General features: G+C 67.8%; 20 protein-coding genes. 10 read left to right on the forward strand and 10 right to left on the reverse strand.

The window, feature by feature from the left end; translation table 11 throughout:
* The first annotated feature begins 296 nt into the window (after window positions 1–296).
* From B0I29_RS19045 to B0I29_RS19060, 4 genes are all read left to right on the forward strand, one after another.
* Window positions 297–1,178, forward strand: coding sequence for a hypothetical protein (locus tag B0I29_RS19045; protein ID WP_111650364.1), 882 nt, complete (start codon window positions 297–299; stop codon window positions 1,176–1,178).
* A 231-nt stretch (window positions 1,179–1,409) separates the two neighbouring features.
* A complete protein-coding gene (locus B0I29_RS19050) occupies window positions 1,410–1,874 on the forward strand; it encodes an SRPBCC family protein (RefSeq protein ID WP_181557868.1) in 465 nt (154 codons plus the stop codon).
* Between the two features lie 259 nt (window positions 1,875–2,133).
* On the forward strand, window positions 2,134–2,928 hold the full coding sequence (locus B0I29_RS19055) for an RNA polymerase sigma factor SigF (protein WP_111650365.1): 795 nt from the start codon (window positions 2,134–2,136) through the stop codon (window positions 2,926–2,928).
* A gap of 543 nt (window positions 2,929–3,471) precedes the next feature.
* Entirely contained in the window at window positions 3,472–3,891 is a 420-nt protein-coding gene (locus tag B0I29_RS19060; protein WP_181557869.1) for a peptidase inhibitor family I36 protein, read from the forward strand.
* Between the two features lie 299 nt (window positions 3,892–4,190).
* Here B0I29_RS19060 and B0I29_RS19065 read toward each other — a convergent pair whose 3' ends face one another.
* The 7 genes from B0I29_RS19065 to B0I29_RS19095 all read right to left on the reverse strand — a co-directional run bounded on the left by B0I29_RS19065 (window position 4,191) and on the right by B0I29_RS19095 (window position 11,511).
* A complete protein-coding gene (locus tag B0I29_RS19065) occupies window positions 4,191–5,225 on the reverse strand; it encodes an alcohol dehydrogenase catalytic domain-containing protein (RefSeq protein ID WP_111650367.1) in 1,035 nt (344 codons plus the stop codon).
* Between the two features lie 111 nt (window positions 5,226–5,336).
* The gene (locus B0I29_RS46305) at window positions 5,337–5,690 is read right to left on the reverse strand and encodes a Rossmann-fold NAD(P)-binding domain-containing protein (RefSeq protein WP_220091353.1); all 354 of its coding nucleotides are present in this window, start codon (window positions 5,688–5,690) and stop codon (window positions 5,337–5,339) included.
* The gene (locus tag B0I29_RS19075) at window positions 5,687–7,192 is read right to left on the reverse strand and encodes an aldehyde dehydrogenase (NADP(+)) (RefSeq protein WP_111650368.1); all 1,506 of its coding nucleotides are present in this window, start codon (window positions 7,190–7,192) and stop codon (window positions 5,687–5,689) included. Before B0I29_RS19075 ends, B0I29_RS46305 begins: the two co-directional genes overlap by 4 nt.
* Complete coding sequence (locus B0I29_RS19080; protein WP_111650369.1) at window positions 7,189–8,319, reverse strand: L-talarate/galactarate dehydratase; 1,131 nt, start codon at window positions 8,317–8,319, stop codon at window positions 7,189–7,191. The genes B0I29_RS19075 and B0I29_RS19080 overlap by 4 nt, the downstream gene beginning before the upstream one ends.
* Before the next feature lie 4 nt (window positions 8,320–8,323).
* A complete protein-coding gene (locus B0I29_RS19085; RefSeq protein WP_111650370.1) occupies window positions 8,324–9,646 on the reverse strand; it encodes an enolase C-terminal domain-like protein in 1,323 nt (440 codons plus the stop codon).
* Window positions 9,643–10,560 (reverse strand): 5-dehydro-4-deoxyglucarate dehydratase, encoded by a 918-nt coding sequence (gene kdgD / locus B0I29_RS19090; RefSeq protein WP_111650543.1) that lies wholly within the window; start codon window positions 10,558–10,560, stop codon window positions 9,643–9,645. Before kdgD ends, B0I29_RS19085 begins: the two co-directional genes overlap by 4 nt.
* 63 nt (window positions 10,561–10,623) lie before the next feature.
* Complete coding sequence (locus B0I29_RS19095; RefSeq protein WP_111650371.1) at window positions 10,624–11,511, reverse strand: LysR family transcriptional regulator; 888 nt, start codon at window positions 11,509–11,511, stop codon at window positions 10,624–10,626.
* A 102-nt stretch (window positions 11,512–11,613) separates the two neighbouring features.
* Here B0I29_RS19095 and B0I29_RS19100 point away from each other — a divergent pair, with 102 nt between their 5' ends.
* From B0I29_RS19100 to B0I29_RS19120, 5 genes are all read left to right on the forward strand, one after another.
* Entirely contained in the window at window positions 11,614–12,603 is a 990-nt protein-coding gene (locus B0I29_RS19100) for a Bug family tripartite tricarboxylate transporter substrate binding protein (RefSeq protein WP_111650372.1), read from the forward strand.
* A gap of 77 nt (window positions 12,604–12,680) precedes the next feature.
* Window positions 12,681–13,142, forward strand: a complete 462-nt coding sequence (locus tag B0I29_RS19105) for a tripartite tricarboxylate transporter TctB family protein (protein WP_220091354.1) — start codon at window positions 12,681–12,683, stop codon at window positions 13,140–13,142.
* 18 nt (window positions 13,143–13,160) lie between these two features.
* Window positions 13,161–14,786, forward strand: a complete 1,626-nt coding sequence (locus tag B0I29_RS19110; protein ID WP_111650374.1) for a tripartite tricarboxylate transporter permease — start codon at window positions 13,161–13,163, stop codon at window positions 14,784–14,786.
* Complete coding sequence (locus B0I29_RS19115; protein WP_111650375.1) at window positions 14,783–15,202, forward strand: universal stress protein; 420 nt, start codon at window positions 14,783–14,785, stop codon at window positions 15,200–15,202. The genes B0I29_RS19110 and B0I29_RS19115 overlap by 4 nt, the downstream gene beginning before the upstream one ends.
* 194 nt (window positions 15,203–15,396) lie before the next feature.
* The gene (locus B0I29_RS19120) at window positions 15,397–15,681 is read left to right on the forward strand and encodes a hypothetical protein (protein ID WP_111650376.1); all 285 of its coding nucleotides are present in this window, start codon (window positions 15,397–15,399) and stop codon (window positions 15,679–15,681) included.
* A 90-nt stretch (window positions 15,682–15,771) separates the two neighbouring features.
* On the opposite strand, the gene B0I29_RS19125 is transcribed toward B0I29_RS19120, so the two are convergent.
* A complete protein-coding gene (locus tag B0I29_RS19125) occupies window positions 15,772–16,275 on the reverse strand; it encodes a tetratricopeptide repeat protein (protein WP_245972612.1) in 504 nt (167 codons plus the stop codon).
* 6 nt (window positions 16,276–16,281) lie between these two features.
* Between B0I29_RS19125 and B0I29_RS45230 the strand changes: the two genes are divergently transcribed.
* A complete protein-coding gene (locus B0I29_RS45230) occupies window positions 16,282–16,464 on the forward strand; it encodes a hypothetical protein (protein ID WP_146616816.1) in 183 nt (60 codons plus the stop codon).
* Here the strand turns inward: B0I29_RS45230 and B0I29_RS19130 are convergent.
* Window positions 16,424–17,878 (reverse strand): pectate lyase family protein, encoded by a 1,455-nt coding sequence (locus tag B0I29_RS19130; RefSeq protein WP_111650377.1) that lies wholly within the window; start codon window positions 17,876–17,878, stop codon window positions 16,424–16,426. The two genes, B0I29_RS45230 and B0I29_RS19130, sit on opposite strands and share 41 nt — an antisense overlap.
* A 24-nt stretch (window positions 17,879–17,902) precedes the next feature.
* Complete coding sequence (locus tag B0I29_RS19135) at window positions 17,903–19,354, reverse strand: pectinesterase family protein (protein WP_111650378.1); 1,452 nt, start codon at window positions 19,352–19,354, stop codon at window positions 17,903–17,905.
* Between the last annotated feature and the right edge of the window lie 22 nt (window positions 19,355–19,376).

A 19,376-nucleotide genomic window follows, 5' to 3' on the forward strand; every position in this document is an offset into this window, starting at 1 on the left:
TGCCAGGAAACGCGGCCTCGGCGGCCGGCCAGCGTGACGGCAAGCAGGCCGGGCCGGCACCCTCGATCCACCAGCAGCGTCGATGCGACTCGGTCAGAGCGGTCCGCAGAATCGCGCCGTCGCCGAGCTCGGCATAACGTGATGCCAGGTCTTCGTGCTCCGCTCCCAGGACGCCCCAACGCCCTGACCGGCGCAGCCGCCCGGCAAACCCGCCGCGTCGTTGTCGGCGTTCGATCCCGGCGGCGAGGCGCTGCTATCGTTCCGGCCCGGACGAGACCAGATCATGGGGAGCGGACATGCCAGAGAGCACCATCGAGCCAGTCACGGTAGACGTCGATGACCTCGCTCTGGAGCCGCTCGGCTGGTCACTGCAGGACGTCCGGGCCAGGCTTGTCACCGACGCGCCCTGCCACGGCAAGGTCAGCCAGCGCGTCGCCGTGTCAGGAACCGCGCATTTCACCGACACAGCGTGGACCGACCGGTTCGGCGCCGTCACCAGCCGGACCCCGCACGTGCTGGTCACTGTCACCCGCCGTGGAAGCGGTCTGCTGCCGTCGTATGCCAAGGTGGTTGCCGAAACCACTGCTGCGGCCGCCCGGCGCCCGGTCCGGTTCACCGAGACCAGCGAAGCGTGGCAGGTGCAGGAGCCCTTGACCCCGCAGGATCTGGAACTGCGGTTCACCGGCTACGACTTCGACAGCGTTCCCGGGACGTTCCGGCTGCCGGCCGGCACCGCCCGGCCCGTACCGGTCGGCATCGTCGACGAGAGCACCTGGCCGTCGCTGCAGATCAAGGCGATGACCAGCGCTGAATTGTCCCGCGGCCACTTCGGCGACCGGCTACGGATCAACCTCGACGGGATCGTCGAGCTCGGCACCGTCGAAGAGATCCTGGCCGACAGGGAACGACACGACGTGTCGCCCCTCGACCGGTTCCTCGACGTACCCCGGGTTGCCGTACCCGCCCTGGTCCTCGAGGTCACCGACGACACCGACTTCCTGCTCGCCCGCCACTCGCTCGCATTGCCCGGGACAGTCCCCGCCGACGCGAAAGCCGCCGCCCGGCGGCGCTCACCACGATTCGTCGCCGGATGGCAGCTCAGCACGTCGTCGCTGGCCGGAACGTCGGCCCAGGTAACCATCCGGATCCACGACGCCGCCGACATCAGCCTGATCTGACCGTCGGTGCCTCGATGAACTCGGGCATCCGTGCCGCACTGATCTGACTGCTTGAGCTCATACATTTTCGCGGGTAACACTGCAGGACATGGCCTGCCGATGCCGCTCCCAGAGACCGGCCTGGAGCGGAGCTGAACCACGCCGAAGAAAAACGACGCAGCAACCGACGCAACATGTTTTGTGCCGTCGACGGCGGGTAGGCCACAGATACCTGAATCTGAGGAGAAGATCATGAGCACCGTCACCGAGTCCGTGGACGTCAACGTGCCGATCGGCACGGTCTACAACCAGTGGACCCAGTTCGAGGACTTCCCGAAGTTCATGGATGGCGTCGAGTCGATCACGCAGCTCGACGACACCCACACCCACTGGGTGACCAAGATTGCCGGCCAGAGCCGCGAGTTCGATGCGGAGATCACCGAACAGCACCCCGATGAGCGGGTGGCATGGAAGAGCACCAGCGGTGACACCAAGCACGCCGGCGTCGTCACCTTCCACCGCCTCGGCGACGAGGAGACCCGGGTGACCATCCAGATGGACTGGGAACCCGAGGGGTTCGTCGAGAAGGTCGGCAGCGCGGTCGGCGTCGACAGCCACCAGGTGAAGGCCGACGCCAAGCGCTTCAAGGACTTCATTGAAGGCCGCAACCACTCCACCGGCGCCTGGCGCGGCGACGTCGAACGCCCCGGCGCCTGATCGGCAGCGCATCACCCTGCGGCAGCGGCCGGCGCACGATCGCCGGCCGCTGCGATGCAGCAAGGAGAGCACACTGACGCTCCGTCAAGCGTACGGACGCATCCCCTTTATAGTGCGACTACAGTGCCCAAACGGCTGGTTTTCCATGGCCGTGTGGGTGGGCACATTCAGTGCGTCGCAGTTGGCTCGGCCGCGGTGAGAAGTCGCGGGTCGCGCATAGCGCCGCTGTGGTATCGACTGAGCGCAAGGAGCACCCCGCATGACTGTCACCGTTGACACCGCCGCCCCGGCCGAGGCCTCCACCAGCACCGACCCGGCCAGCGAGCTGATCAACGCGATGGCTGCCATGCCCATCGGCCACCCGTCGCGGCCCGGCCTGCGCGACCGCGCGATCGAGGCCTGGCTGCCGCTGGCCCGGCACCTGGCCAACCGCTACGCCAACCGCGGCGAACCCCGCGACGACCTGCACCAGGTCGCCATGATGGGCCTGATCAAGGCGGTCGACCGGTTCGACGCCGACCGGGGAATCGACTTCGCCGGGTTCGCGATCCCGACCATCATCGGTGAACTCAAGCGGCACTTCCGCGACAAGACCTGGTCGATCCGGGTGCCGCGCCGGCTGCAGGAGCTGCGGCTGGCGATCACCGGCGCCAACAACGCGCTCAGCCACACCCTGGGCCGCTCCCCCACGGTCGCCGACATCGCCACCCACCTGGGCATCAGCGAGGACGAGGTGATCGAGGGCCTCGAGGGCGCCCGCGCCTACAACGCGACCAGCCTGTCCACCCCGATCAGCGAGAGCGGCGCCGAACTCGGTGACACCCTCGGCGGCGACGACGCCGGATACGAGCAGGCCGAGCTGCGCATCGCGCTCGGCCCGGCGATGGCCAGCCTCGACGAACGCGAGCAGAAGATCGTCAGCCTGCGCTTCTACGGCAACCTGACCCAGTCGCAGATCGCCGAGCAGATCGGAATCTCCCAGATGCACGTGTCCCGGCTGCTCACCAAGGCTCTCACCAAGCTGCGCCGCCAGCTCGACGGCGCCACCGTCTGAGATGCCCACGCTGCCGGTGCTGACCCGTTAAGCACCGGCAGCTTCGACCTACAGCAGCCCGGCGAGATTGTCGAGCACCAGCGATCCGGCAACCGCGACGTTGAGGCTCGACCCGGATCGCGGGCGTCATCGCTCGGGAGCAGGGGCACTCCAGCACGTGAAGATCATGTGTGTGGCGTGCTTCGTGGCGCACGCAAGCCATCGACGAGCGACATTTCGACTCCGGCAGGTCACCGACACCCAGGCGGCGTAAGCCACCGATTTCACTCGCCGGTCGTGCGGGATTTCGCGGACTCTGGCCGGATCCCGTGCCGTGGACCCAGCTCGGTCGATGCCGGCGGTGACCACCTCGTCGGATCGAAAAAGCGACAGCGCCCTTTGGTTACCATTCTTCGCGATTTGTTGCCTACGTCACCCGCCGCAATTTGCGAAATGGCTTCTACCTCGGAGATCAAGTCGATTTCCACTCGGATAAAGTGTGGGTCAACAAGCGTATGGCTACATTCGTCGAGCACATTCCGAGAAACTCGACAAAGAGGTGTCATGAACAAGCGAACCGCGGTCAAGGCCGCTATCGGCGCGGTCGTCGCCGTCGCCGGATCCCTCGTGGTGGCCCCGACTGCCGCGCTGGCTGTCTACACCTGCCGCTCCGGTGAGGTCTGCCTCTACCAGGACTACAACTACAAGGGCAGCGTCTCGGTCATCACCGAGATGGGACCGGGCGGCCAGGGCTACGTCGTCGACTTCCGGGGCCACCGCTACACCAACGGCGTGGACCTCAACGACTCCGCGTCGTTCGTCGTGAACAACACGAGCCAGTGGATCCGGCTCTACGAGCACGGCAACTTCAACAACTACAAGAGCGGCAGCTGGTTCGAGGTCGGCCCCAACGGCCAGCGCAACGCCCCGTCGAACATGAACGACAAGGCTTCGTCGATCAGCTGGGCGCCGGACCCGTACTGATCGAGCCTAGAACTGTGACTGTGCTCAGCAGGCGACACGTGTCGATGGTCGGCTCGTTGAGCGCCGTGTGACGGCGATCGGGGTTGATCAGTGACCGGGTGAGTTCGACCGGTTACATGCCCGGTTCACGGGTCGCTTCACGGAAGTCGGTCCGCGGTGGCCGGCCCGGCAGTATCTGTCCGGGCTGGTCACCGGCTTTCCATTACCCGGTCGCCGCCGAGGAGGTCACCGCTACGTTCCGGTGGGCGGCGGCATGAACCCTCAATTTCGTACGAGAGCAGGCCGCGCCTGAGGAGCCGTCAGAACTGGACGAGGACCTTGAGGGCTTCGCGGTCGTCCATCGCCTGGTAGCCGGCCGGGGTTTCCTCGATGCCGATGGTCCGGTCGAAGACCTTGCCGGGCTCGATCTTTCCGTCGAGGACGTCCGGCATCAGTTCCTCGATGTAGTGGCGCACCGGGGCCGGGCCGCCGGTCAGGGTGAGGTTACGGCCGAACAGGTTCCAGCCGATGTCACCATCGTTGTACTGCGGCACACCGACGCGGCTGATCACGCCGCCGACGCGCGCCACACCCAGGGCCTGCTGGTAGGCGGGCATGTGTCCCACGCACTCCAGGACGGTGTGGGTGCCGTCGCCGCCGGTGAGCGCGAGGACCTTCTCGATGCCTTCCTGACCGCGCTCGGCGACGACCTCGGTCGCGCCGAATTCCAGGCCCAGATCGGTACGCGCCTTGTGACGGCCCATCAGGATGATCCGCTCCGCGCCGAGCCGCTTGGCCGACAGCACCGCCATCAGGCCGACCGCGCCGTCACCGATCACGGTGACCGTGGTGCGCGCGTTCACCTTCGCCCGCACGGCCGCGTGGTGCCCGGTGGCGAACACGTCGGACAGCGTCAGAAGCGACGGCAGCAGCGCCGCGTCGACGCCGGCCGGGACCTTGACCAGGGTGCCGTCGGCCTGCGGTACCCGTACCGCCTCGGCCTGGCCGCCACCGATGCCGCCGGCGGCCCAGAAACCGCCGTGCCGGCACGAGGCCTGGAAGCCCTCCCGGCAGAAGTCGCAGGTGTTGTCCTGCCACGCGAACGGCGCCACCACCAGGTCACCCTTCTTGACCGACGTGACGTCTGTGCCGGTCTCCTCGACGACGCCGAGGAACTCGTGGCCCATCGGCGTGCCGTTCTCGTCGGCCGGCATCGAACGGTACGGGTGCAGGTCACTGCCGCAGATGCAGGCCTGTACGACCCGCACGACCGCGTCAGTGGGTTGTTGCAAGGTCGGGTCCGGCACGTCGATCACGCGCACGTCGCCGGCACCGTACATGAAAGTCGCACGCATCAGAGAAATTCCGTTTCCTAGAGGTTCCGTTCCGCTACCCAGGTAAACAGGCAGCTCAGCGATGTGGGAGTGCCTGTCGGAACAGGTACTGGCAGTACCTCCCACCCCCGGTCAGTGACCCGGCGGGAAGTCGGTCGAGGCGGCCAGCTCGGCCTGTGCCTCAAATCCGGCGATCCGCTTACGCAGCACGTCGACGGTTCTGGACAGGGCCTGCGAGCCCAGCACGATCCGCATCGGGGCCGGCTGCTGGTCCACGCTGGCGATCATGGCGGCCGCCATCCGGACAGGGTCGCCCGGCGCCAGGCCGTTGGCCGGGTCGAGCATCGCCTGGAACGCGTAGCCCTCCTTGTCGCCGTTGGTGTAGTCGGCCTGGCTCGGCGGGTCGTAGGGCATCTCGCTCTGGTAGAAGATGGTCCGTCCATGCTCGCCGTCCCAGACGACGAGATCGGGAAAACGGTGAGTCACCGGACCGGCTGGAACCGGCCGTCGATGCGGCGTGGGATGTTGTCGCAGTCGTCGCGTAGTTCGGCGGGTAGCAGTTCGGTGGGCGCGTTCTGCCAGGTGACCGGCCGCAGGAAGCGGCGGACGGCGGAGGCGCCGACCGAGGTGTGCTGGGTGTTGGTGGCCGGCCACGGTCCTCCGTGGTGCTGAGCCCAGGAGACGGCGACGCCGGTGGGGTATCCGTCGACAATGATCCGGCCGGCTTTCGGGCGCAGCCGCCGGGCGAGTTCGGCGGGGAGTTCGGTCTCACCCGGTCCACGCTGGACCGTGGCGGTCAGGGAGTTCGGCAGCGTGCCGAGGGCAGCGTAAAGGTCCGCCTCGTCGGTGTAACGGGCGATCACCGCGACCGGGCCGAAGCATTCCTCGGTGGCCTCGCGTGGCAGGTCGGCGGCGGTTGTCGTGAGCAGTATCGGCGTGCCCCGGAAGCCGCCCGAGGCGTCACCGGAACCGGCGGACGACGTCTCCAGGATCTTGCCGAGGGCTGCGGTCCCGCGGGCGAATGAGGCCGCGATGCCCTCGTTGAGCATCACCATCGGTGCGGTCTCGGCGATCGCGGATCGGGCGGCGTCGACCAGGGCGTCTCCGTCCGGGCCGGCCGGCACGAAGGCCAGCCCCGGCTTGGTGCAGAACTGCCCCGCCCCGAGCGTGAACGACCCGGCGAACTCCAATCCGATCCGCGTTGCCCGGTCGGCCGCTGCGGCCGGCGTCACCACCACCGGGTTGAGGCTGCTCAGCTCACCGAAGAACGGGATCGGCTCGGCGCGCGCCTCGATGATCGCCAGCAGCGCGCGGGCACCGCCCTGCGAACCGGTGAATCCCACCGCCCGGATCGCCGGGTGCGCCACCAGGTCGGCGCCGGCCTGCTGCCCGTACACGATCCCCAGGGTGCCTTCCGGTGCGCCCGCTTTGCGGGCGGCGTCGCTGAGGATGGTGAAGCACATCTGGGAGGTGGCCGGGTGCGACGGATGTGCCTTGAGGACGACCGGGCAGCCGGCGGCGATCGCGGAGGCGGTGTCCCCGCCGGGGACGGAGAAGGCGAGCGGGAAGTTGCTCGCCCCGAAGACGGCGACCGGTCCGACGGGTACGAGCATCCGCCGCAGATCCGGGCGGGGTCCCATGGCGGTGTCGCCCGCGTGGTCGATGGCCGCCTCCAGGTAGCCGCCGTCGGTGAGCACCGCGGCGAACAGCCGCAGCTGGTAGCAGGTGCGGGTCAGTTCGCCGTTGAGCCGGGTTTCGCCCAGCCCGGTCTCCCGATCGGCCACCTCCACGATCTGCGGCCGTGAGTCCTCCAGAGCGGCCGCCAGCGCTTCGAGCACGGCGGCTCGTTTGTCGCGCCCGAGTGCTTCGAGGGGGCCGGCCGCGGCCAGTGCCGCGTCGCAGATCTCCGCGACCGACGTCGTCTCGCCGGCGACGACCTGGACCACCTCACCGGTACGCGGATCGATACTCACAACCTGAGCGTTCACGGCGTTTCTCCTTGGATGTCGGCGCGGTCCCCGGTCCACTCGCGCAATTGGTCGCTGAGAGTCACTCCGAGCCCCGGGCGGTCCGACAGGTGGATCCGCCCGTCTCGGATCACGAGTCTTTCGTTGAACAGCGGGTGCAGCCAGTCGAAGTGCTCGACCCACGGCTCGTGCGGGTACGCCGCCGCCAGGTGCACGTGGATCTCCATGGCGAAGTGCGGCGCGAGGGTCAGGTTCCGGTGTTCCGCGAGTGCGGCCAGCCGCAGGAACTGGGTGATCCCGCCGATCCGGGGCGCGTCGGGCTGGATGATGTCGACGGCCTCGTGCTCGATCAGCTGGTAGTGCTCGGCGACGCTGGTCAGCATCTCCCCCGACGCGATCGCGGTGTCCAGGGTGCGGGCGAGCGCGGCGTGCCCGACGACGTCGTACGCGTCGAGCGGCTCCTCGATCCAGACCAGGCCGAACTCCTCCAGGGCGCGGCCGACGCGCTGGGCGGTGGGCCGGTCCCATTGCTGGTTGGCGTCGACCATCAGCGGTACGTCGTCACCGATGTGCTCGCGGACCGCCCGGACCCGGGCCAGGTCCACCGCCGGCGACGGATGCCCGACCTTGATCTTGATGCCGCCGATGCCGGCCGCGAGGGATGCGGTGGCGTTCGCGGTGATCTGCTCGATCGGCTCGTGCAGGAAGCCGCCCGAGGTGTCGTAGCACCGGACGGAGTCCCGGTGGGCGCCGAGCAGCTTGGCGAGCGGCAGACCGGCGCGTTTGGCCTTGAGGTCCCAGAGGGCGACGTCGATCGCCGCGATGGCCTGGGTGGCGGCGCCGCTGCGGCCGACCGAGGCGCCGGCCCAGACGAGTTTGGTCCAGAGCCGGCCGATGTCGCTGGGATCCTCGCCGATCAGGGTGGGTGCGACCTCGCGGGCGTGGGCGAACTGGGCGGGCCCGCCGGCGCGTTTGCTGTAGCTGAAGCCGACACCCTCGTGGCCGTCGGCGGTGTGGATCTCGGCGAACAGGAACGCGATCTCGGTCATCGGGCGCTGCCGGCCGGTGAGCACCTTGGCGTCGCTGATCGCGGTCTTCAGCGGCAGGGTGACCGAGGAGAGGGAGATTCCGGAGATGCGATCGGTCATGTGGTCACCGCACCAGACAGGGGCGCTTGGGATCGAAGCGCCAACCGGGGACGAGGAATTGCATGGCGGTGGCGTCGTCGCGGCCACCGAGGCCGTGCTCGCGATAGAGCTCGTGCGCGGCGGCCAGGGCGTCGCGGTCGAGTTCCACGCCGAGACCGGGTGTGGACGGCACGGCGATCGCGCCGTCACGGATCGTGAACGGGTTACGGGTGAGCCGCTGGCCGTCCTGCCAGATCCAGTGCGTGTCCAGGGCGGTGATGTCGCCGGGCGCGGCGGCGCCGACGTGGGTGAACATCGCCAGGGAGATGTCGAAGTGGTTGTTGGAGTGCGAACCCCAGGTCAGGCCGAAGTCGTGGCAGAGCTGGGCGACGCGGACGGAGCCGCGCATGGTCCAGAAGTGCGGGTCGGCGAGCGGGATGTCGACGGCATGGGAACGCACGGCGTGGGCCATCTGCCGCCAGTCGGTGGCGATCATGTTGGTCGCGGTGCGCAGCCCGGTGGCGCGGCGGAACTCGGCCATCGTCTCCCGGCCGGACAACTCACCTTCGGCACCGCAGGGGTCCTCGGCATATGCCAGTACGTCGCCGGCGTCGCGGCACAGCCGGATGGCGTCGGCGAGCAGCCAGCCGCCGTTGGGATCGAGGGTGATCCGCGCGTGCGGGAACGCGCAGGCGAGCGCCCGGACCGCCGCGATCTCGTGCTCGCCGGGGAGGACGCCGCCCTTGAGCTTGAAGTCGGCGAAGCCGTACCGTTGCTGGGCTGCCGTCGCCAACTCGACGATCGCCGGCGGGGTCAGCGCGGGCCGGCGGCGCAGCCGCTCCCACGCGTCGGCCGGCGACGGCTCCGAGACGTAGGGCAGGTCGGTGTGCGTGCTGTCCGCTACGTAGAACAGGTATCCCAGGACCGGCACGCTGTCGCGCTGGCGGCCCTCCCCGAGCAACTCGGCGACCGGCACACCCAGGTGCTGACCGAGCAGGTCCAGCAAGGCGCACTCCAGAGCGGTCACGGCGTGCACGGTGACGCGGAGGTCGTACGTCTGGAGGCCGCGACCCTGGACGTCCTGGCCCGCATGAGTCGCTGCGAAGCTGCGCAGCAGCGAGCCGTATTCGGCGACCGGCCGGCCGATGAGTGACTCCTGCGCGGTTTCGAGAACACGCCGGATGGCGTCGCCGCCGGGAACCTCGCCGACACCCTCGTTGCCCGCACTGTCGGTGATGATCACGACGGTGCGGGTGAAGAACGGCCCGTGGGCCCCGCTGAGGTTGAGCAGCATGCTGTCGTGACCGGCGACGGAAACGACTTCGATGCGCTCGATGACAGGGCTCATGGCCGGATCTTGTCGATCAGGGTGGACAGTTCAGCGCGTTCGTCCGTGCTCAGGTCGGTCAGCGGTGGCCGGACCCGGCCTCCGTCGCGGCCGACCGCGCTCAGCCCCGCCTTGATGATCGAGACGGCGTATCCGCGGGAGCGGTCGCGGATGTCGAGGTACGGGATGACGAAGTCGTTGAGCATCCCGTAAACGGCTGTACGGTCCTCGGCGCGCACCGCCGCATAGAAGCGCAGCGCGAACTCGGGCACGAAGTTGTACAGCGCCGAGGAGTAGGTGCTGACGCCGAGCTGCAGCAGCGGCAGCGCGAACGTCTCCGCGGTGGGCAGCCCGCCGATGTAGATCAGCCGGTCGCCGACCTTCGCAAAGGTGCGCGTCATCCGCTCGATGTCGCCGACGCCGTCCTTGAGGCCGATCAGGTTGGGGTTGCGGTCGGCGAGGGTGGCCACGGTTACGTCATCGAGCACGGCGTTGGCCCGGCTGTAGACGATGACGCCGAGGTCGGTGGCCCGGCAGACGGCGTCGACGTGAGCGATGAGACCGGCCTGGCTGGCCTCGGTCAGGTAGGGCGGCAGCAGCAGGACTCCGGCGGCGCCGGCATCCTGGGCGGCCCTGGCCTGCGCTGCGGCCAGGGCGGTGCCGCCGGTGGCCGGGGCGACGACCGGGACCTGATCGCCGACCTCGTCCACGGCGACCCGGACCACGGCGTCGATCTCGGCGGGGGTGAGGCTGAAGCCCTCCCCGGTGCCGCCTGCGGCGAAGAGACCGGCGACGCCGAAGCTCGCCTGCCACGCCAGGTGCTCGCGGTAGCGGGCTTCGTCGAAGGCGAGGTGCTCGTCGAAGTGGGTCACGGGGAACGACAGCAGGCCGGAACCGAGCCGGGCGGCGAGGTCGAGAGGGGGAATCTGCGTCACCAGGCCACCGTAGAAACCTTCGATGATGCCTGTCCAAGAGTGTTTCAGCATTGCTTGATACCTCTAGAGCATCAACCCGTCGAGGACCTGGAGGACCCGCTCCAGCGCCGGATTGTGCGAGTGGCGAGGCCAGAGCAGGTGCAGCTCGACCGGTTGGGGAATCGGTGTGCGAAGCGGCAGGTAGGTGACCGCCGGAACCCCGAGCAACTGCGCCGAGGCCGGCACGAAGGCCACGCCGCGCCCCGCCGAGACAAGCCACAGCATGGTCATCACCTGGCTCACGGTGTGCACGACACGCTCCTGGGCAAGCGGAACCATGCTCACCACCAGGTCGTAGAAGTACCGGGCCTTCTGCTGCGAGTGGAAGATCAGCGGCTCGCCGGCCAGGTCGGCCGGGACGACCGGACGGCTGAGCTCGGTGAGCGGGTGACTCTCGTGCACCGCGAGCAGCAGGGCCTCGCGGTGCAGCAGCCGGGAGTCGAACATCTCGGGGTCGAAGGGCGGCCGGGCCAGGCCCAGGTCGATGTCCTGGCCGGCCAGCGCGGCGATCTGCTCGCGGGTGACCATCTCGTACAACTCGACGTGCACCTCGGGCAGGTGCAGTTCCAGTTCGTTGAGCAACCGGCCGAGGATCCCGAAGGTGGAGGCGGAGGTGAAGCCCAGCCGGACCAGCCCGCTGAAGCCCGAGGAGACTCGCTGCGCCAACTCCGGCGCCGACTCGGCGATCGCCAGGATGCGGCGGGCCTCGGCGAGGAACGCCTCGCCGGCCGGCGTGAGCGCCACCCGGCGGTTGTCGCGGTCGAGCAACTGGGCGCCGACCGCGGCCTCGAGTTTCTGGATCTGGCGGCTCAGCGGAGGCTGGGTCATCCGTAACCGGGCCGCAGCACGCCCGAAATGCAGCTCCTCAGCTACCGCGACCAGGCCCCGCAGTTGCTCCAGGGTGTAGTTCATGCCGTGAAGGTATCAATCGATGCAGCAATTGGCTTGGACAGGCATGAAAGCAGGGTCATACGCTCGCTGGGCAAGTGACCCCCCTCACAGCGGGAGACCGCAATGACGAAGACCCTTCCCTCCCTAGGGCTCATAACCGTCCTCGCCCTCACCGGGTGCGGCGGCAACCTTGACTCCGACGACTCGGGCACCGCCGCAGCGGCCTATCCCGAACGCGCGGTCACGCTGCTCATCGGCCAGGACGCCGGCGGCAGCACCGACCTGATCGGACGCGCTCTCGCCGATCCGGCGAGCACCGACCTGAAGCAGCCCATCACCGTGCAGAACCGGCCCGGCGCCAACGGGGCGGTCGCGGCCAAGGAACTCGCCGCCGCGAAGCCCGACGGATACACGATCATGGTTTTCGTGGGATCCCTGGCATACATCACTCCCCTGGCGGTTCCGGCCGATCAGGCGGTCGACATCAACAACTACGAGGTCGTCACCGGCATCTCGCAGGATGACTTCGTGCTCATCGCGCACCCCCAGACCGGATTCACCACGGTCAAGGACATCGTCGACGCCAAACGGCCCATCAAGTTCGCCACCACCGGCGTCGGCACCGGCAGCCAGCTCACCCAGACGCTGCTGTTCAACCAAGCCGGCGTCGACGCCACGGCGGTGCCGTTCAACGGCGGCGCACCCGCGCTGACCGCGGTCCTCGGCGGTCAGGTCGACGTCGCGGCGGTGCAGCTCGGCGAGGCGAAGCAGCAGATCGAGGCGGGCAAGGCCACCCCGATCGTCACCTTCGCCACGCAACGGCCCACCTACATGCCGGACACCCCGACCGCCACCGAGGCCGGCTACAACGTTCCCGTCCAGCAGTCCCGGGCCATCGTCGCACCGAAGGGCACTCCGAAAGAGGTCATCGACCGGCTGCGCACCGCCTTCGGAAAGTCGTTCGCGGACCAGGACTATCAGACCTTCAACGCCGAGCGTCTGCTGACCGCCAACGAGGTGGACGGCGCTGCTCTGCTGCAGCAGTGGAACGGTTCCCTGAGCACCTACAAGGACCTGGTCGCCCAGCACAAGATCGACCTGAGCGGCAAGTGAACACCGGACCAGCGGCAGGCCCCGAACCGGCGGGGGGCACGGCGCCAACGGGCGGCTCCGCGCCGGCCGTGGGCGCCGTGCCCGTGGACGACCGGCCCCCGCCCGCGGGGCCGGCAGCCAACCTGATTGCCGCAGCTGTCGTGGTCGTCCTCGGCGTCACGGCGATCACCGGGTCCCTGGCGTTCGGCGCGGGCAGCCCGTCCCAGCCCGGCCCCGGCACCTGGCCGCTGATTATCGGGGTCGTTCTGGTCGTCTTAGGACTCGCCCTGGCGACGCAGGCCAGACAGCCCGGCCAGGCCGAGCGGTTCACCCGCGGCAGCCTGCTGGTGGTCGCCGCGGTGTCCAGCATGGTCGCCTACGTCGCGTGCATCGCCACCATCGGCTTCGAGATCCCGACCTTCCTGCTCGCCTTCGTCTGGCTGAAATTCCTCGGCAAAGAATCCTGGCGCCTGTCGATCCTCACCAGCCTCGGCATCGTCGTCGCCTTCTACGCCCTCTTCGTCGGCGCGCTCGACGTGACCATCCCCCACCTGTTCTGACCGTCCCCGGGAGGACCGTTGTCCGAGGTCATCGACGGCTTCGCCGTCGTCCTCGAGCCGACGAACCTGCTCTACTGCCTCGTCGGCGTCGTCATCGGCATGCTCATCGGCGTCCTACCCGGACTGGGACCCGCCGCGACCATCGCCATCCTGCTACCGCTCACCTTCGGGCTCGAACCGGTCACCGCGATCATCATGCTGGCCGGCATCTTCTACGGCGCCCAGTACGGCGGCACCATCACCTCGGTCCTGTTGCGCCTGCCCGGCGAGGCGTCCTCGGTCGTCACCGTCTTCGACGGCCACGCCCTCGCCCGGCAGGGCAGAGCGGGCACCGCGCTGGGCATCGCGGCGATCGGCTCCTTCGTCGGCGGCACCCTCGCCATCGTCGCGCTCACCTTCGTGGCCCCGCTCGTCGCCGAGTTCGCCCTCGACTTCGGCCCACCCGAATACACCGCGCTCGCCCTGCTCGGCATCCTGCTGGTGTCCACCATCAGCAGCGGCGGCCGGCTGCGCGCCCTCACCGCCGCCGCGATCGGCCTGCTGCTGGCCACCGTCGGCCGCGACGACTTCACCAGCGCCGAACGCTTCACCCTCGGCAACCTGTCGCTGGCCGACGGACTCGACTTCGTCCCGATCGCGATGGGCCTCTTCGGCCTCGGCGAGATCCTCTACAACCTCGAGGAACGCCACCGCACCGTGCACGCGCCGGCCACCGTCGCCAACGTCTGGCCCAGCCGCACCGACCTGAAACAGTCCGGCGGCGCCATCGGCCGCGGCTCCGTCCTCGGATTTTTCCTCGGCATCCTGCCCGGCGGCGGCGCCGTGCTCGCCTCCCTGGCCGCCTATGCCCTGGAGAAACGGCGCTCCAAGCACCCCGAGCGCTTCGGCAACGGCGCCATCGAAGGCGTCGCGGCACCCGAAACCGCCAACAACGCCGCCGCCACCTCGTCGTTCATCCCGCTGCTATCGCTCGGCATCCCCGCCAACGCCACCATGGCCGTCATCTTCGGCGCCCTGCTCATCCAGGGCGTCACCCCCGGCCCGCAGCTGATCACCGAGAACCCCGAACTGTTCTGGGGCGTCGTCAACTCGATGTACCTCGGCAACATCCTGCTACTGATCATGAGCATCCCGCTGGTCGGACTCTTCGTCCGCATCCTGCGGATCCGCGCCACCGTGCTCGCCCCCATCACCGTGCTGATCACCCTCGTCGGCGCCTACACCGTCAACAACAGCGTCTTCGACATCGGGCTGGTCATCGCGTTCGGCGTCCTCGGCTACCTGATGAAGAAAGCCGGTTTCGACCCCGGCCCGATGGTTCTCGCCTTCGTCCTCGGCTCGCTGCTGGAAACCTCGCTACGCCGCTCCCTGCTGCTCTTCGACGGCGACCCCACCGGCTTCGTCACCCGCCCGATCTCCGGCGTCCTGCTCGCCGTGCTGATCGCCGTGATCCTGCTGCCGGCAGCCCAGCTGCTGCGACGCCGCACCCAGGCCGCCCCGCCGGCCACCGCTGCCGCCTCCCTCACCGGAGCGACCCAGGAACCCGGTCCGGCCCCCGCCGCCGAGGCCGAGGCCGCAGCGACGACGCCGGCCACAACCACCACTGCGGACCGCACCATCAGACGCGAGGAGCCCCACCCATGACCGTTCTCGTTGGCTTCCTCCCCACCCCGCAAGGAGAGGCCGCCTTCGACGCGGCCATCACCGAGGCCCAGCGGCGCGCGGAGCCGCTACTGCTGGTCAACTCGCCCCGTGGCGGCGCGCCCATCAGCGCCGAAGCTGCCGACGAACGGACGATCGCCGACCTGACCGAACGCGCCCGGCGCGCTGGTGTCCAGCTGCACCTGCACACGAGCGCGCACACCGGTGAACTCGCCGATCACCTGCTCCGCACGGCCGAAGAAGTGACGGCGTCGGTCATCGTGATCGGCCTCCGCAAACGCAGCCCGGTCGGCAAACTCTTCCTGGGCAGTACAGCGCAGCGCATCCTGCTGGATGCCGACCGGCCGGTACTCGCGGTCAAACCACACACGGGCACGCCCGGCGCAACGCTGTCCTGAGCTCACACAGCCACCGTCCACCCTCCGCTGGTGGTCTCCGGTGCTACCGCGGCCGGGACCGCCATTTTCGAGACGGTGTTCGGCCCGATCGCCGGCTCCTGATCGATACTCGTAAGGATGGCGTTCTCATGGACAGCGGCATCGAACAAGATCCCTTGGTACGGGCACTCCAGTGCGGAGGCTGATGAGGCTCGATGACCACGCTGCGACGGTTACGGCTCGCACTGATCCTGGCCATGTTCTCGCTGGTGCCGCTCGCCGGAACGATCATCGGCGGAGTCGCGTTCTGGCAGCGCGAGAGCCTGGCGTTCAACCTCATCACGATCTTCTTGGTGCTCATGTTCGCCTTCTGTTTCGGCATCAGCCTGTCGATCGGCCTTGATAGCGGGCTCGCCGACATTCCATGGGCCAAGATCGGCGTCTTCTTCACCCTTCTTCTGCTGAGCGGCGGCGTAGCCTGGGTACGCGACATGACCTGACGTCGTGGTACTCCTCGTTCGCCTCGTCGAAGTGACCGGTCTCTCCGTGCCAGTTGGCCAAGGACGCTCGTACGCCGAGCGTGACCCGGGTCAGTCCGATCCGAGGATGCGGCGGCAGTCGCCGAGCAGCTCCTCGAAGCGGGCCACGGTCTGCTGAGGATTGTCGTGGTCGGCGTCCCGCTTCACGACTTCACAGCGAGTGACCAGGGTGTAGGAGTGTTCCGTGCCCATGATGCGCACGCAGTCATCGAGCAGCCTCTGGTAGGCCGCCGCGGCTTCGCGTGGACTGTTCTCTTCCAGGGCGTCGGCAAGGTTTCGGCGGGTGGTCAGTGAATCGGCATGGTCGGCGCCGATCAGGCGGGTCTGTTCGGCGAGAAGCTGTCGCAGGATGACGATCGCAGCATCGTGGTTCCCCGCTTCGACGACCGGGGCGATCCAGGAGGCACGTCCCAGCACGTCCCAGCTCGTCGCGGCCAGGGTGTTCGCCAGCGGATGCCGCCCCCACACCACCACCGCTACCAGGGCTGCGGCAACGGTCGCGGCAGCAGCCAGACGAGCTGGGCGGCGCCATCGAGCGCCGGAGAACCACACCATGCAGCCATGGTCGCAGTGACCTCCAAGACCCTGAACGCGACTTTTCACGCCCTCGCCGGTTACGGCGGCCTGTTCTGGCGCGGGCCGCGCTCCTTCGCCAACGGCCGGCTGCGCACCCACGTGGTGGTGGGCGCGCAGCCGGGATTGGCTAGAGCCCGATGGTGGCCTGCGGCCCGGCCCCGGCTTTGACGATGCCGGGGACGTTCGCCGCCGGATCGAGGGTGTAAGAGTAGAAGTCACTCGGTGCGAAGGCTGAGCCCGATGTCGTCGACGCTCCGGTGCAATTGACCAGGATGCTGCCGCTCTGTCTGAGCTGGGCACCGTTGGCCGTGTCCGGGGAGAACGGGTCGTTGACCTTCTCGAAGTAGCTGTTCTCGATCACCATCTTGGTGGCGCCGCGGGCGTAGTTGCCGTAGCCGGTGACGTTCTGCAGGTAGTTGTTGTAGAGGTGCGCGTATTGCAGGTTGTCCGCGCTGGGGTTGCGCTGATTGGTGTTGAAGATCCAGTTGTGGTGGATCGTCTCCCGGGCGGTCACGTTCGTCGTCCAGCCGATTCCGAAGGTCTTGTTGTGGTTGCCCATGATGTTCCAGGAGACGGTCACGAACGACGTGTCCTTGCGGGAGTCGATGTAGCCGTCGTTGATGTTCGCGAACGTGTTGTGGTCGATCCAGATGTGGTTGGCGGTGTCCATCTGGATGCCGTCGTAGTCGAAGTCCTTGTCGTCCGGGTCGTCGGAGGCCATCGCGGTCTCCCCGATGGTCAGATTCCGGATGATGACGTTGCTGATGCCGGAGCCGAGGAAGAAGCCGCCGTTCTTGATCCGCCCGTTCTTGCCTACTCCGACGATCGTCTTGTTCGACTTGACGGGGATCTCGTAGCCCATGGCCGGCACCGTGATGGTCGCATTGACTTTGATCACGTAGGCGGCCGTGGCGGTGGCGTACTTCAGCAGGTCGGCGTAGGTGGTGACGGTGACCGTGGTGCCGCCGGCGCCACCGGTGGTTCCGCCGTTGGTGGCCGCGAAACCGTCAGCTTTGTCGGACCAGGTGCCGCTGCTTCCTCCGGCGACGAGGGTGAAGCCCCACTGCTGGGTGCTGCTGGTGGCACAGGTGTCGACCACCACCGCGGCACCATTGGCGGTGGCGTCACGCACACTCAGACACAGCCCATAACGCACACTGGTGAGCTGATACGTACCGCTGCCACTGGCGGTGAACCTGAACTGCTGACCAGTCTTGGCCGCATCACCACACCCCCACTGCTGCAACCGGGTACCAGCAACCGCATCAGTAGGCACATCAACGCACTTACCGGAATTCACACTCACCAACGTGAAAACACCGGAACTGACCTGCTGCACCACGAACTGCTGCCACGCGTAATCAGCGTGACAACCCCACTGCTGCAACAACGCACCGTTGTCCTTCGAACCATCAGGGATGTCAATACACCGGCCGCTGCTGGCAGCCGCCAAGGTATAGGTACTGCCGGCTGCGGGGGCGACGGCGGCTGCGGACGGCAGCGACGAGACGGCGATGAAGGCGCTGGGTATGACCATGGCGAGGCCGGCGAGCAACGCCAGCCTTCGGCTCTTCTTCTTCATGGGGATTCCTTGGGGGAAGGAGGGTTACAGCGGGTTCCAGCCGTCGGAGCCGGCCAGGTACTTCTGCGGGGTGTAGTTCGCTGCCTGGGAGTCACTCATCTGCGGGGTGTTGCTGTTGACGGCCGCACCGGCGCCGGTGTTCTTGTAGGAGAAGAAGCGCGCGTTCTTCCACGAGTTGGAGGACATGTCCTGCCACGGCGCCGTGTATTTGATGCCGGCGCTGAGCGTGGACTCGCGGTACAGGACCTGGGCGGCAGGTCCCCAGGGGCGGCCGAGGGTGGTCACATTGGTACCGCCACCGTTGTTGACCGTGCACTTGTAGAACAGGTAGCCGTAGGTGTTCGCGGCGGCGGTGTTGGCAGCGGTCATCACGCCGCCGGTGGAGCTGACATTGTGGATCGTGCTGTTGTGGAACACCGCGATCGAGCCGCCGAAGATGAAGTCGGTGGTGCCCTCGATGTAGGAGTTCACGACGTAGGCACGGCCCGAGTTGGTCAGCAGCGTGTCCTGGTTGCCGAGCACCCGTACGTTCCTTAGGATGATCTTGTCAGCGTTCAGGTTCAGCGCGACGGCCTGGCTGCCCGTACCGTAGTCGTTTTTGATCGTCAGGTTGGCGGCGTTGAATTCCTTGCCGTTGGCGAAGAACGTGGCGCTGCCCGAGGTGCCGTAACCACCCGCGCTGCTGTGGTTGTTGACGATGACCACGCCGCTCGCGGCCGAACCGGCGCCCTGCAGGGTGATGTAGGGCTTGTTCGACGGGATGGTGACGATCTCCCGGTAGGTACCTGCTTTGATCGTGATCACCCGGCGCGATGTGTTGTTCGCCGGCACCGCGTCGATCGCCGCCTGCACCGTCTTGTACTGGCCGGTGCCGTCAGATGCCACCGTGCACGGGCACGTCGCACCACCTTCGGCGCCTCCGGTGACGAAGGTGAAGCCCCACTGCTGGGTACTGCTGGTGGCACAGGTGTCGACCACCACCGCGGCACCATTGGCGGTGGCGTCACGCACACTCAGACACAGCCCATAACGCACACTGGTGAGCTGATAGGTACCGCTGCCACTGGCGGTGAACCTGAACTGCTGACCAGTCTTGGCCGCATCACCACACCCCCACTGCTGCAACCGCGTCCCGGCAACCGCATCAGTAGGCACATCAACGCACTTACCGGAATTCACACTCACCAACGTGAAAACACCGGAACTGACCTGCTGCACCACGAACTGCTGCCACGCGTAATCAGCGTGACAACCCCACTGCTGCAACAACGCACCGTTGTCCTTCGAACCATCAGGGATGTCAACACACCGGCCGCTATTCGCAGCCGCCAAGGTATAGGTACTGCCGGGCACGGGCGCGACCGCCGCCTCGGCCTGCAAGGCGGAAGCCGCCACGACGGCGAGCGGCGCCACGAGCACCGTCAGCGCGCCGGCCCACCATCGCTTGGATCTGATGTTGCTGCCGAATCTGGACATGACGTCTCCTTCGACTGCCTAC

The sequence above is a fragment of the Actinoplanes lutulentus genome (assembly GCF_003259845.1).
Lineage (GTDB): Bacteria > Actinomycetota > Actinomycetes > Mycobacteriales > Micromonosporaceae > Actinoplanes > Actinoplanes lutulentus.

Coding starts and splice junctions, on each gene's coding strand:
- B0I29_RS19125 (WP_245972612.1), bottom strand. CDS start 16,275: ATGGTGTGGTTCTCCGGCGCTCGATGGCGCCGCCCAGCTCGTCTGGCT.
- B0I29_RS19050 (WP_181557868.1), top strand. CDS start 1,410: ATGAGCACCGTCACCGAGTCCGTGGACGTCAACGTGCCGATCGGCACG.
- B0I29_RS19115 (WP_111650375.1), top strand. CDS start 14,783: ATGACCGTTCTCGTTGGCTTCCTCCCCACCCCGCAAGGAGAGGCCGCC.
- B0I29_RS19120 (WP_111650376.1), top strand. CDS start 15,397: ATGACCACGCTGCGACGGTTACGGCTCGCACTGATCCTGGCCATGTTC.
- B0I29_RS19080 (WP_111650369.1), bottom strand. CDS start 8,319: ATGACCGATCGCATCTCCGGAATCTCCCTCTCCTCGGTCACCCTGCCG.
- B0I29_RS19100 (WP_111650372.1), top strand. CDS start 11,614: ATGACGAAGACCCTTCCCTCCCTAGGGCTCATAACCGTCCTCGCCCTC.
- B0I29_RS45230 (WP_146616816.1), top strand. CDS start 16,282: ATGGTCGCAGTGACCTCCAAGACCCTGAACGCGACTTTTCACGCCCTC.
- B0I29_RS19095 (WP_111650371.1), bottom strand. CDS start 11,511: ATGAACTACACCCTGGAGCAACTGCGGGGCCTGGTCGCGGTAGCTGAG.
- B0I29_RS19085 (WP_111650370.1), bottom strand. CDS start 9,646: ATGAGCCCTGTCATCGAGCGCATCGAAGTCGTTTCCGTCGCCGGTCAC.
- B0I29_RS19135 (WP_111650378.1), bottom strand. CDS start 19,354: ATGTCCAGATTCGGCAGCAACATCAGATCCAAGCGATGGTGGGCCGGC.
- B0I29_RS19060 (WP_181557869.1), top strand. CDS start 3,472: ATGAACAAGCGAACCGCGGTCAAGGCCGCTATCGGCGCGGTCGTCGCC.
- B0I29_RS19045 (WP_111650364.1), top strand. CDS start 297: ATGCCAGAGAGCACCATCGAGCCAGTCACGGTAGACGTCGATGACCTC.
- B0I29_RS19065 (WP_111650367.1), bottom strand. CDS start 5,225: ATGCGTGCGACTTTCATGTACGGTGCCGGCGACGTGCGCGTGATCGAC.
- B0I29_RS19130 (WP_111650377.1), bottom strand. CDS start 17,878: ATGAAGAAGAAGAGCCGAAGGCTGGCGTTGCTCGCCGGCCTCGCCATG.
- B0I29_RS19055 (WP_111650365.1), top strand. CDS start 2,134: ATGACTGTCACCGTTGACACCGCCGCCCCGGCCGAGGCCTCCACCAGC.